The organism is Nocardia sp. NPDC004340, assembly GCF_053602575.1.
This window is the reverse complement of record NZ_JBSGDW010000005.1, coordinates 555165-567344: the sequence shown is the minus strand read 5'-3', so window position 1 is coordinate 567344 and position 12180 is coordinate 555165. Positions and strand designations below refer to the sequence as shown.

At 69.9% G+C, this 12180-nt stretch carries 9 protein-coding genes; 5 read left to right on the top strand and 4 right to left on the bottom strand.

Annotation, left to right across the window (positions count from 1 at the left end; all coding sequences use genetic code 11):
• Window positions 1–142 precede the first annotated feature (142 nt).
• A complete protein-coding gene (locus tag ACWEOI_RS23640) occupies window positions 143–928 on the top strand; it encodes an SDR family oxidoreductase (RefSeq protein WP_452361018.1) in 786 nt (261 codons plus the stop codon).
• Here ACWEOI_RS23640 and ACWEOI_RS23635 read toward each other — a convergent pair.
• A complete protein-coding gene (locus tag ACWEOI_RS23635) occupies window positions 918–1682 on the bottom strand; it encodes a hypothetical protein (protein ID WP_433667054.1) in 765 nt (254 codons plus the stop codon). The genes ACWEOI_RS23640 and ACWEOI_RS23635 overlap by 11 nt on opposite strands.
• A 112-nt stretch (window positions 1683–1794) precedes the next feature.
• Here ACWEOI_RS23635 and ACWEOI_RS23630 point away from each other — a divergent pair, with 112 nt between their 5' ends.
• The 3 genes from ACWEOI_RS23630 (at window position 1795) to ACWEOI_RS23620 (ending at window position 5128) form a co-directional block, all read left to right on the top strand.
• A complete protein-coding gene (locus ACWEOI_RS23630; protein WP_452361017.1) occupies window positions 1795–3033 on the top strand; it encodes an MFS transporter in 1239 nt (412 codons plus the stop codon).
• A gap of 4 nt (window positions 3034–3037) precedes the next feature.
• On the top strand, window positions 3038–3403 hold the full coding sequence (locus ACWEOI_RS23625) for a metalloregulator ArsR/SmtB family transcription factor (RefSeq protein ID WP_433667056.1): 366 nt from the start codon (window positions 3038–3040) through the stop codon (window positions 3401–3403).
• A gap of 117 nt (window positions 3404–3520) precedes the next feature.
• Window positions 3521–5128 (top strand): NAD(P)-binding domain-containing protein, encoded by a 1608-nt coding sequence (locus ACWEOI_RS23620; RefSeq protein ID WP_433667057.1) that lies wholly within the window; start codon window positions 3521–3523, stop codon window positions 5126–5128.
• Window positions 5129–5197: 69 nt separating this feature from the next.
• On the opposite strand, the gene ACWEOI_RS23615 is transcribed toward ACWEOI_RS23620, so the two are convergent.
• Together ACWEOI_RS23615 and ACWEOI_RS23610 are read right to left on the bottom strand one after the other, a co-directional pair.
• Window positions 5198–6178, bottom strand: a complete 981-nt coding sequence (locus ACWEOI_RS23615) for an alpha/beta hydrolase (RefSeq protein ID WP_452361016.1) — start codon at window positions 6176–6178, stop codon at window positions 5198–5200.
• A gap of 167 nt (window positions 6179–6345) precedes the next feature.
• Window positions 6346–7383, bottom strand: coding sequence for an alpha/beta hydrolase (locus ACWEOI_RS23610; RefSeq protein ID WP_452361015.1), 1038 nt, complete (start codon window positions 7381–7383; stop codon window positions 6346–6348).
• A gap of 169 nt (window positions 7384–7552) precedes the next feature.
• Here ACWEOI_RS23610 and ACWEOI_RS23605 point away from each other — a divergent pair, with 169 nt between their 5' ends.
• Window positions 7553–8941, top strand: coding sequence for a serine hydrolase domain-containing protein (locus ACWEOI_RS23605; protein WP_452361014.1), 1389 nt, complete (start codon window positions 7553–7555; stop codon window positions 8939–8941).
• 6 nt (window positions 8942–8947) lie between these two features.
• On the opposite strand, the gene ACWEOI_RS23600 is transcribed toward ACWEOI_RS23605, so the two are convergent.
• Window positions 8948–12088 (bottom strand): BTAD domain-containing putative transcriptional regulator, encoded by a 3141-nt coding sequence (locus ACWEOI_RS23600; protein WP_452361013.1) that lies wholly within the window; start codon window positions 12086–12088, stop codon window positions 8948–8950.
• Window positions 12089–12180 lie beyond the last annotated feature (92 nt).

Here is a 12180-nt window from a genome sequence, read left to right as displayed (position 1 = left end):
AGCCGCACCACCCCGCGACAGCGCACCGAATGTGGGTAATCGAACGCTGTGGGCAATCGAACACCATGCGATGAATCATGTTGAGCGCCATCCCTTGTAGTTCTAGCGTCCGAGACGAGCAGATCGAGGAAGGGGAGTCGAAATGCAGGTAGCAGTGGTGGGCGGCACCGGAACCCTGGGCGCGCCGGTGGTCCGTGAGCTGGCGGCCCGGGGCCACACCGTGCGGGTGCTGAGCCGGTCCGCACCGGCCGACCCGGTGCCGGGGACCGAGCATCACGCGGTCGATCTGGTGACCGGCGCGGGCCTGGACGCGGCGCTCGAGGGCGTCTACGCGGTGGTCGACGCCGGTAATCACCGTGGCCCGCGCAGCGCCCGCACCATGGTCGAGGGCGTGCGCGCCCTGCTGGCCGCCGAGCAGCGCGCGAAGGTCGGCCATCACGTGGAGATCTCCATCGTCGGCTGCGAGCGGGTCCCGTTCGCCTACTACCGGACGAAGGTCGCCCAGGAGCGGGCCGTCACGCAGGGCCCGATCCCGTGGACCCTGCTGCGCGCCACCCAGTTCCACGAGCTCATCGACGAACTGCTGGGCGGCGGCGCGAAGTTCCGGATCGCGCCGCACAGCGCCATGCGTTTCCAGCCGGTCGACGTGACCGCGGTGGCGGGCCGGCTCGCCGACGCGGTGGAGGCCGGGCCGTCGGGCCGGGTCCGCGATGTCGGCGGCCCGGTCGTGCAGACGCTGGCCGAGCTCGCCGAACTCCGCGCCCGAACCCTCGGCCAGGCCCTGTTGCCCTTCCCGGTGCCGCCCATCGGCCGCGCCATCCGGCGGGTGCGTGACGCCGCGCTGTGCCTCGACTCCGAGGGCGAGGCAGTGTCTTTCGACTATGCCGAGTGGCTGCGCCGCCGGTACGCGAAGCCGGTCAGCGCTTGACCCGAAGCACCGTTGGTTCGGCGCAGAATTGGGCCGTGGCCTGGTCGGGGCTGAGCCCCGTGCGAGCCAGCCCGCCGGTGTCGACGACCGTGCATTCGCTGCCGCCGACGTGACCGGTGCCGTCGTCGAGGAAGTGGACCTCGACGGTGACGAGCGGGTGCAGGACGGCGGCGTCGAAGGTCCAGAACTGGATGTTCCACAGTTCGTAGGAGTCGCGGGCGGTGATGACGGTGTAGCCCGCGGCGGAGGTGTCGATGCCGATTCCGGCGAGTTCGCCGGAGCGCTGGAGCTTGCCGTCGGGCGCCGCGTGGTAGATGACGTACCGGATATTGGCGGTGGCGGCCATGACCGGGATGATCAGCTCGTCGCGGCCGTCGTTGTCGACGTCGCGCAGGCGCGGTTCGGTCGTGCCGACGGCCGGTTCGGTCAGGGTCTGGAGGGTGACGCCCTCGGGGTCCAGGGTGGTGACGGTGACCGCGCTCTGCTGCCCGTGGCCGTGGTGGCGGACCTCGAAGGTGAGTCCGGCGCTGTCGTGTGACTGCAGGTAGCAGTCGGGAGGCGTTGCGGCGGAACCGATATCGCCGCAGGGCTGTAGCCCGGAGACGGGGGCGGGCGGCTCGGTGGCCGCGATGTCGCGGGGAGCGCTGGGTTGCGGGTCGAGGTTGCCCGCCATGGGCGCGTCGGGGCGGGCACAGGCGGCCAGCGCCAGTGTCGCGGCGGCGACCAGGGCGCCGGCCGCGAGATTCCTCCCCATAACAGTGAGGATAGCGACGAATCGCCCAGTCACCCGCACGGCGACGGGGTGCCGGAAACAACTACGCGACATCATGTGCACACCTGCGCACCTATTGGCCTATAGTGGCGGCATGCTCGTCGTGCTGCGCCATCCTCAGTTCCGCAAGCTGTTCACCGCCCAGGTCGTCGCCCTGGTCGGTACCGGCCTGCTGACCGTCGCGCTGGGCCTGCTCGCCTACGAGGTGGCGGGTGGTCAGGCGGGGGCGGTGCTGGGGACCGCGCTGGCCATCAAGATGGTGGCGTATGTCGCTGTGGCGCCGGTGATCTCGGCACTCACCGGGCGGCTGCCGCGCCGCCTGGTGCTGGTGTCGGCGGACGCGGTGCGGGCCGGAATCGCGCTCATGCTGCCGTTCGTCACCCACACCTGGCAGATCTACGTGCTGATCGCGCTGCTGCAGTCGGCCTCGGCGACCTTCACCCCGGCCTTCCAGTCGCTGATCCCGTCGATCCTGGTCGACGAGGAGGACTACACGCACGGCCTGTCCCTGTCGCGCCTGGCCTGCGACCTGGAGTCGCTGCTCAGCCCGATGCTGGCAGCCGCCCTGTTGACGGTGATCAGCTATCACTCGCTGTTCGTCGGCACCGCCGCGGGCTTCGTGGCCTCGGCGCTGCTGGTGGTGACCACCCGGCTGCCCCGCCTGGACCCGGCCGACCACTCGGCCCCGCTGCTGGAGCGCATCACCGCGGGCGCGCGCATCATGATGAACCGCCCGGTGCTGCGCGGCCTGCTGGCCCTGAACATGGTGGTGGCCGCGGCCTCGTCGCTGGTCATCGTGAACACCGTGGTGTACGTGCGCGACCAGCTCGACGGCTCCAATACCGGTGTGGCACTCGCGCTGGCCTGCTTCGGGTTCGGATCGATGGCGGTGGCGCTGTCGACCCCGCGACTGCTGACGATCCTCCCCGACCGGCGATTCATGCTGACCGGCAGCGCGTTACTGCCGCTGGGCCTGATCGCCGCGTCCCTGCCGCCGCTGCTCCCCGACACCGCCGGTGCGATCGCGCTGGCCCTGACCTGGCTGTTGCTCGGCGCAGGCACCTCGATGATCAGCACCCCGTCGGCCCGCCTGCTGCGCGCCCAGACCCAACTCTCCGATCGCACAGCCGTTTTCACCGCCCAGTTCTCGCTGTCGCACGCCTGCTTCCTGGTGACCTATCCGATCGCGGGCAAGCTGGGCGCGCTGGCGGGTCTGCCGACCACGGCCATCGTGCTGGCCGCGCTCGCTACACTGGCAGCGACGACCGCGGCGCGGGTCTGGCCCGCGTCCGTCCCCGCCGACATCGAGGCGGTGCCCGCGGCAGGAAGGTGATCAGGTGAGCAAGGCCGAATCGCTGCCCGCCGCCACTCCCAGCCTCACCCATCCGGTCGCCCCGGACGAGGCCCGGCTGGACGTGGCCACCGAGACCTTCCGCATGCTCTCCGATCCGACCCGCCTGCACATCCTGTGGATCCTGGCCGACGCCGAGGCCGATGTCTCCGCGCTCACCGTGGCCTGCGGCGCGTCCCGGACCGCGGTCAGCCAGCATCTGGCGAAGCTGCGCTTCACGGGCATGGTCGACACCCGCCGCGAGGGCCGCCGCATCATCTACCGGATTCGCGACGGCCACCTGGCCCGCCTGGTCCGCGAGGGCCTCAACCACGCCGATCACGTCGTGACCGGCGAACCCTCCCACGAGTAACCATCCCCCGGACCTGCGCTCCTGGTCAGTGGGACGTGGTATCGCCGTGTACCCGCATTCGCCGCGACGATATGCCTATTCGAAATATCGCCGGACGAATAGTGAGAGGTCGCGCGCATGCATCCCGAGCAGGGCAGCCCATTCGATGTCATCATCATCGGGGCCGGATTCGCCGGACTGTACGGCGTCCACCAGGCGGCGAAGGCCGGATTGAACGTGCTCGGCCTGGAGGCCGGCGAGGGCGTGGGCGGCACCTGGTTCTGGAACCGCTATCCGGGCGCGCGCTGTGACGTGGAGAGCGTCGACTACTCGTACTCCTTCGACGAGGACCTGCAGCAGAGCTGGACCTGGACCGAGCGGTTCGCCGCGCAGCCGGAGATCCTCGACTACATCAATCACGTGGCCGACCGCTTCGAGCTGAAGGGCCACTACCGCTTCGGCCAGCGCGTGATCGGCGCGAGCTTCGACGACGCCGCCGCCATCTGGACGGTGCGCACCGAGTGCGGCGACGAATTCCGTTCGCAGTTCGTGATTTTCGCGACCGGCTGCCTGTCCGCGCCGATCAAGCCGAACATCCCCGGCATCGAATCCTTCGCGGGCGAGGAGCTGTTCACCGCGCAGTGGCCCGAGCAGGGCGTGTCCTTCGAGGGCAAGCGGGTCGGCGTGATCGGCACCGGTTCCTCGGGCATCCAGGTGTCGCCGATCATCGCGCGGGAGGCGCAGGCGCTCACCGTGTTCCAGCGTTCGGCCAACTTCAGCGTCCCGGTCCCGAACCGCCCCTGGACCGAGCAGGAGCAGACCGACATCCGCGCCACCTACCGGCAGCGCCGCGAGAAGTCCTACTACGCGGGCGCGGCCACCCCGCACGCCTCGCTGGAGACCAAGGCCCTGGAGATGAGCGCCGAGGATCGGGCCACGGCCATGGAGGACCGCTGGAACGGCGGCGGCGTGCTGTTCAACAAGGTCTTCCCGGACCAGAACAGCGATATCCGCGCCAATGAGCTGGTGCGCGAGTTCGCGGTCGCGAAGATCCGCGCCAAGGTCGACGATCAGGCCGTCGCCGACGACCTGATCCCCTCCGACCACCCGATCGGCACCAAGCGCATCTGCACCGACTCGGGCTACTACGAGATGTTCAACCGGCCCAATGTGTCGCTGGTGAACCTGCGTCGCGAGGCGATCGAGGAGGTCACCCCGACCGGCATCCGCACCGCGGACCAGTTCATCGAGCTCGACACCCTGGTCTACGCCACCGGTTTCGACGCCATGACCGGCGCGCTGCTGCGCATCGACCTGCACGGCGCGGGCGACGCCCGCCTGGGCGACCTGTGGGCCGACGGCCCGGTCACCTACCTGGGCTTCGGCATCCCCGGCTTCCCGAACATGTTCAGCATCAACAGTGTCGGCACCCCGTCGGTGATGGCGAACATGGTGCTGCACTCCGAGCAGCAGCTGGACTGGGTGCTGGCGCTGGTGCAGCACTGCCGCGCCCATGGCATCCGCACCGCCGAGGCGCGGTCGGAGGCGGCGGTCAAGTGGACCGATCACCTGCTGGAGGTCGCCGAGGGCACGCTGTTCGTGAAGGCCAACTCCTGGTACATGGGCGCGAACGTGGAGGGCAAGAAGCGCGTGTTCATGCCCTACATCGGCGGTTTCGGCAACTACCGCCGCTACTGCGACGACGAGCGCGACAACGGCTACCCGAACTTCGAGCTGACCGCGTAATCGGCCGAGGAGACCGGCTTGCTTCCCGTGGAAGCAAGCCGGTTTCGTCGTATTCGGCGCTGTGTCGTGTCAGGCAGGCAGTCCCAAGCCCGCCGCCAGCACCGGCCACGACTGCTTCACCGCTTCCTGCCAGTAGCCCCACGAGTGGGTGCCGGTGAGCGTGAAGTAGCAGGTGACGGGAATGCCGAGCCATTCGAGCCGGCCCGCGAGATGGTGGCTGCAGTAGTCGGTGACGGCTTCGATGGAGCCCCCGAGGGTCAGCTGGTCGATCCAGCCGTCGAGGCCGGGCAGGGTGTGCGGGCCGCCCGGCAGATCCCACTGGCCCGGCACCCCGGATCCGCTGGAGACGAACAGGTTCAGGCCGCGCAGCTGATCGGCGTGCAGGAAGGGATCGTTGGCCGCCCACTCGGGATCACCCGCGGGCCCGTACATGTTGGCCGGGTTGCCGCCGCCCTTCTCCACCACGGTGCTCACGAAATGGTGGCCCAGCGGGTCGCTGATCTGGGCGCAGCCGCTGTAGGACGCGACCGATCGATACAGCCCGGGCGCGGCGATGGCCAGTTGCAGCACCGAGGTGCCCGCCATGGACAGGCCCGCGATCGCGTTGCGCCCGTTGCCGTTCAGTTCCCGGTCCACGACCGGCGGCAACTCCTGGGTGAGGAAGGTCCGCCATTTGTTCACGCCCAGAACGGGATCGGGCGCGCGCCAGTCGGTGTAGTAGGTGTAGTCGCCGCCGATGGGCGCCACCACGGTGACGTTCTTGCCGGCGAGGAAGTCCATGGCGTCGGTCGCGGTCTGCCAGTTCACCGCGCCGACGCCGCCGCCCGCGCCGCCGAGCAGGTAGAGCACCGGGACGGGCTGCGTGGTGTCGGCGGCGCGCTGCACCTCGACCTGGATGTCGCGGCCCATGGCGTCGGAATGGACCCACAGCGTCTGGAGGCGCCCGTCGCCGGTATCGGGTTCGGCGGCGGCGGTGCCCGCGGCGGTCGTGAGCAGGATGGTTGCGGCCACGGCGGATAGTGCGCTGACCAGGGAATTTGTCGATCGCACGGTGTCTCCTTCGGCGATGGAACTATGCCTGAGGGTACGATTCCGCGCCGCCGGTCAGGGCCGGATTCCGCCCCCGGTGACCGCACTGTGGCCGTCCCGCGACCACCCCCGGACACGACGAAACCGGCTCGCTTCCCCTAGAGGCGCGCCGGTTTCGTCGTCTCCGATCAGGCGGGCAGGCCCAGACCGGATGCCAGGACCGGCCACGACTTCTTCAGCGCGTCCTCCCAGTACCCCCAGGAGTGGGTGCCGGTGGGCGTGAAGTCGTAGGTCGCCGGAATACCGAGGCCGTCGAGCTTGACCTTCAGATTCTGGGTGCAGTAGTTGGCGGCGGCCTCGAGCCCGCCGCCGAGGGCGAGCTGGTTGACCAGGCCGCCCGCGCCCGGCTGGGTGTGCGGGCCGTCGAGGGTGTCCCATTCGCCCGGCAGGCCGGATCCGCTGGAGATGAACAGGTCCAGGCCGCGCAGCTGATCGGCGTGCAGGTAGGGATCATTGGCGGCCCATTCCGGATCGCCTTGGGGGCCATACATGTTCTTGCTGTCACCGCCGCCCACGGCGACGACCATATTGACGAAGTTGTAGCCGAGCGGGTCGCTGATCTGGGCGCAACCACTGTAGGCGGCCACCGATTTGTACAGGCCCGGCGCGGCGATGGGCAGCTGCAACACCGAGGTGCCCGCCATGGACAGACCCGCGATGGCATTGCGCCCGTTGGTGTTCAAGGCCGCGTCGATGAGCGGGGGTAGCTCCTCGGTGAGGAACGTCTTCCACTTGTTCACGCCCAGTGTGGGATCCGGGTCGCGCCAGTCGGTGTAGTAGCTGAACGCGCCGCCGATCGGCTGCACCACATTGACGTCCTTGTCGGACAGGAAGTTCAGGACGTCGGTGCGCTTGCGCCAGGTCGCGGTGTCGGTGCCGCCGCCCGCGCCATTGAGCAGGTACAGCACCGGGGTGGGCCCTGAGGTGTCGGCGGCTCGTTGCACGTCGACCTGGATGTTCTTGTCCATGGCGGCCGAATAGACCTGCAAGGTCAGGTTCCGCGCATCGGTGGGCTTGCTGGAGGCGATGCGGGAGCCGTCGGCGGAGGCCCCGGCATAGTCCACCGAGGCGCCCGGGTCGGCCCAGGCGGCACCGGCGGCGATTGGTAGCAGGACGGTTGCGGTCAAGGCGAGTACTCCACTGCACCAGATCTTCGTTGAACGCACGCTTTCTCCTTCGGCAGTGTTTTCCAGCTTGTTACTACTCAGCGCATCACATTGCCGATACGTTCTAAGTAATTGCTGGCTCGAAACTGAGTGGTGGCTGAGAACCCCGGTCAGTGGCTGTCAGCGCACTGTCGGTGAGGTGTCAGCGGCGGTCGGCATCGTCATGGATATGACACAGACCACAACTTCCGACGCCGCCCTGACCGCTTTCGTCGAGGCCACGGCCGCGCGGTACGACATGCCGGGCATCGCCGTCGGTATCTGGGCGGGCGGCCGTGAGATCCATGCCACGGTCGGCGTGACCAGCACCGAGAACCCGGTGCCGGTGACCGAGCACACCGTGTTCGCGATCGGCTCGACCTCCAAGACCTTCACCGCCACCGCCTTGCTGCGCCTGGTCGCCGACGGCCGGGTCGACCTGGACGCCCCGGTCCGCACCTACGTTCCCGAGCTCGAACTGCTCGACGAGCACACCGCGGCCACCATCACCGTGGCGCAGCTGCTCAACCACACCGCCGGGTTCGAGTGGAACCTGATCAACAACACCGGCGAGGGCGAGGACGGGCTGGCCGCGTTCGTGGCGTCGCTGGCCGAGCTGCCGCTGCTCGGCGCTCCCGGTGAGCGCGCGTCCTACAGTCAGGCCGGTTTCAATCTGCTGGGCCGCGTCATCGAGAACGTGACCGGCGAGCCGTTCGAAAAGGTCGTCGCCGACACCGTTTTCGCGCCGGTCGGGCTGACCGAGAGCCACTACTTCCAGGGCGACATCATGACTCGCCGTTTCGCGGCCGGGCACGAGCGCCAGGAGGACGGGGCCCTCGAGGTGGCGCGGGTCTGGAAGGGTACCCGCGCCAACAATCCCGGCGGCGGCCTCGGCACCACGGTGTCGGATCTGTTGCGCTGGGGCCGCTTCCACCTCGGCGACGGCCGGGGCGCGCACGGCGAGACCGTGCTGCCCACCGATCTGCTGCGCGCCATGCGGGAGCCGACCGTCACGCTGCGCAACAGCACCCTGGCCGACGCGTTCGGCCTGTGCTGGATGCTGCGCGAGGTGGACGGGGTACGCATGGCCGGGCACGGCGGTTCCGGCTTCGGCCAGTTCGCGGACTTCCAGCTGGTGCCGGAGCGCGATTTCGCGATCGTGGTGCTCTCCAATGCCAGCCCGGACGGCATTCCGGCCAACCAGGCCATCGTCCGCTGGGCGCTGGAGCACTACTTGGGCGTGCTCGACCAGGACCCGGAGCCGGTGCCGTTCGACGCCGCCCGCGTCCCGGAGCTGTCCGGCGTGTACGACATCGACGCTATGACCATGACCTGCTACGCCGAGGGCGATCAGTTGTACCTGGACTGCAAGGTCAAGCCGGAGATCCGGGCCGCCGGGGGCGCGGAGATCCCGCAGGATCACCCGCCGTTCCCGTTCGGAATCCTGCCGGGCGACGGGGACGACTATGTGATCACCGCGGGGTCTTTCGAGGGTCAGCGCGGGTTCTTCAGCCGGGACGCCGACGGGGAGATCATCGGGGTGGATCTGGCCGGGCGATTGTTCAGCAGGGTGTCCTGAGCGGCGTCAGCCCACCGCCCCCGTCAAGCGGCCCAGGGCTTCCGGCCTGGAGAGATCGGCCCCGAGGCGATATGCGCGGTGGTACTCGTCCTCGCCGAGACGCTCGGTGAGGGTGGCGACGAGCGTGGTCAGCTCGGGCTCTCCGTGATCGAAGACACCGCGGATGACCTCGCTGAGGCCGAGAGCCGTGGCGGCCGCTGCGGGATCATCCTCCAGGAGACGGAGTTTCGCGAGCAGTTCCGCGGCCTGAGCCTGCGCGTGCGCGGTGAGGGCGGAGTCGCCGTGCACGAACGACCCGTCGATCACCTGAGGGAGCAGCGCACGGGCGGACCCGACGTCCGCTCCCGAGAGGTGATTCCGCAGCCGCGCGACCGCTATCTGGTTGGCTGCCATGGGTTCCGGGTAGGGCAGGTGACGAATCCGCTGTTCGACCTGCTCCAGATCGCGGCCGGAACGATCGAGATCACCTGTGCGGCGATGCAATTCGGCGCTGGCGAAGAGGATCACCGCGCTCAGCCGAGCCAGGCCCTGGTCGGCGGCGAGTCGTTGCGCGGCCTCGATATCGCCGGCGGCCTCGGCGAGTTCGCCGCCACGCATTCGTTCTTCCGCGAGGGCGGTGCGAGCGGCGGCGATATCGTCCTCGGTCCCGAGTTCGGACGCCAGGGTGACCGCGCGGGCGAAGTCGGCGAGGGCCCGATCGTGCTCGCCCGCCACCGCGTGGGCGCGTCCGTCCGCGAGCAGGGCCATGCCCAGGCCCCAGCGATCACCGACGATCTCGAAGCCTCGCAATGCTTCTCGCCGGGCCTCGACTCCCTCCGCCAGCCGTCCCTCCCCGGTCAGGGCGATGTCGCGGGCGAACTGGGCGCTGGCCCGCACCCACGGATCCGGCCAGGTCATGGCTTGCCGCAGCTGTCGTTCGGCGAGCTTCCCGTCCTCGGCGCGGGCGGCCAGCAGCGCGGTCCACAGTGGTACAGCGGGATGGAATTCCAGCCCACCGGCTGCCACGCAGTCCTCGATCAGTGTCGACAGCGAGCTTCCGGCGGGCGGGGCTCCGGCCATGAGGGCGATGACCCGGAACGCGGCGCGCGCCGATTCCGGCAGCTGATCCGCGAGGGCCAGGATTCCGGCCAGCGAGCTCTCGAACTGGGTGCTCATCCCCCGGATCCCCCAGTACCAGAACAGGGCGCGCACCAGCCGCGACGCGATCTCCGGCGATGCCGGCTGCCCCAGCGCGGTGCGTAGCGCGGCGGCCAGGTTGGCGTGTTCGGCGTCGAAAAGGGCGATGGCGGCGAGCTGTTCGGTGCCGCGCAGGTGGGGTTCGGCCTGTTCGGCGAGGGTCAGGTAGTAGTCGGTGAACGGCTCGGTGAGGTGGTCGGTGGAGGACGCGAGCCGGTCGGCGGCGTAGGCGCGGATGGTCTCCAGCATGCGGTAGCGCGGCGGATCATCGGAGTTCACGGTGACCAGGGACTTCTCGACCAGGGCGTCCAGCAGGTAGAGCAGGTCGTCGGCCGGGAGTTGCTCGTCGCCGCAGATGATCTCGACGGCTTCCGCGGTCGCGCCGCCGGGGAACGCGGAAAGCCTTCGGGCCAGGACCTTTTCGGGCTCTTCGAGGAGATCCCAGCTCCATTCGACCAGGGCGAGCAGGGTGCGCTGCCGGGGCAGGGCGGTGCGGCTGCCGGAGGTGAGCAGCCGGAAGCGGTCGCCGAGCCGCCGGGCCACCTGGTCGACGCTCATGGCGCGCAGTTTCGCGGCGGCCAGTTCCAGGGCCAATGGGAGGCCGTCGAGCCGGCGGCAGATCTCCACCACCGGTGCGACGGTGTCGTCGTCGAGCGCGAAGCCGGGACGGATGGCGGCGGCGCGTTCGACGAAGAGCCGCACCGACGAGGAGCGTTGGGCCGCAGCGGAATCCGCGGTCTCGGCGGGCACGTCGAGCGGACCCAGGTGACACAGGGCCTCACCGGTGATGGCGAGGGGTTCGCGGCTGGTGGCGAGTACCCGCAGTTGCGGCAGCCGGTCCAGCAGTGTCTCGGCGAGCCCGGCGGCGGCCGCGATGACGTGCTCGCAGTTGTCGAGCACCAGGACGGCGGGCCCGACGTCGAGGAGTTCGATCAGCCGGCCGGTCTTGTCGGGACGTTCGGCGGCAGCACTGTCGAGTGCGCCCGCGACGGCGTCGGCGAGCTGGTCGGGTGCGCCCAGTTCGGCCAGCGGGACGAAGAACACCGCGCCGGTGCCGTGCCGGTCCATGGCCTCGAGCGCGAGGCGGGTCTTGCCGGCGCCGCCGGGTCCCACGATGGTGACCAGTCGTGAATCCGCCAGCAGCCCGATCACTTCCGCGATCTCCGGTTCGCGGCCGACGAATCCGGTAAGGCGGGCCGGGAGGTTCCGGGTCGCGGGTTCCCTTCGCGGGGAGGGGCTTTCGAGTTCGCCGCGCAGCAGTGCCAGGTGGGTTTCGCGCAGGATCGCCGACGGGTCGATGCCCAGTTCCTCGTCGAGCCGGGCCCGGGTCTCCTCGTAGGCCGCCAGCGCGTCGGACTGCCGTCCGGCCGCGGCGAGGGCCCGCATGCGCAGGGCGGCGAGCCGTTCGCCGAGCGGATTGTCGGAGGCCGCGACCTCGAGGTCGGTGAGCACCTCGATGTGGCGGCCCAACCGCAGATCGGCCTCGAAGCGGTCCTCGAGGGCGGCGGCCCGCAGATCGTCGAGCCGGGTCGCGGCGGTCTGGGCGTACGGGGCGTCGAGTACGTCGCCGAGGGCGGGCCCGCGCCACAGCTCGAGGGCCTCGCCCAGCAGTCGGGCAGCCGGTTCGGCACGGTCCGCGGCCAGTTCCTGCCGTCCGCGCCGCACCAGATCCTCGAACTGCTCCGCGTCCACGCGGACCCCGGGCAGCCGGTAGCCGCCGGGCCCGAATTCGACGGCGCCCACATCGCGCAGGGCCTTGCGCAGCCGCGACACCAGCGCCTGCAACGCGCCCGACGCCTCGGCGGGCGGTTCCTCGCCCCAGAGGCCGTCGACGAGCGCGGAGACCGACACATCGCGCCCCGACTCCAGCGCCAATCGCGCCACCAGCATTCGCACCCGGACGCCGGAGATCTCGACCCGGGTCCCGTCCTCCGCATGGACCCGAACCGGTCCGAGCACACTCACCTGCACCCGGCGAGTCTTCCAGACACACCGGCCGGGCACCCGTCTCCGATCGGGCGGGGCCCAGCCGTTTACCCCTGAGGTAATCGACTCCGGGCGCC

What these genes read in the sequence shown, in the direction of transcription:
- ACWEOI_RS23630 (WP_452361017.1), top strand. Translation starts at nt 1,795, where the DNA reads ATGCTCGTCGTGCTGCGCCATCCTCAGTTCCGCAAGCTGTTCACCGCC.
- ACWEOI_RS23640 (WP_452361018.1), top strand. Translation starts at nt 143, where the DNA reads ATGCAGGTAGCAGTGGTGGGCGGCACCGGAACCCTGGGCGCGCCGGTG.
- ACWEOI_RS23605 (WP_452361014.1), top strand. Translation starts at nt 7,553, where the DNA reads ATGACACAGACCACAACTTCCGACGCCGCCCTGACCGCTTTCGTCGAG.
- ACWEOI_RS23620 (WP_433667057.1), top strand. Translation starts at nt 3,521, where the DNA reads ATGCATCCCGAGCAGGGCAGCCCATTCGATGTCATCATCATCGGGGCC.
- ACWEOI_RS23635 (WP_433667054.1), bottom strand. Translation starts at nt 1,682, where the DNA reads ATGGGGAGGAATCTCGCGGCCGGCGCCCTGGTCGCCGCCGCGACACTG.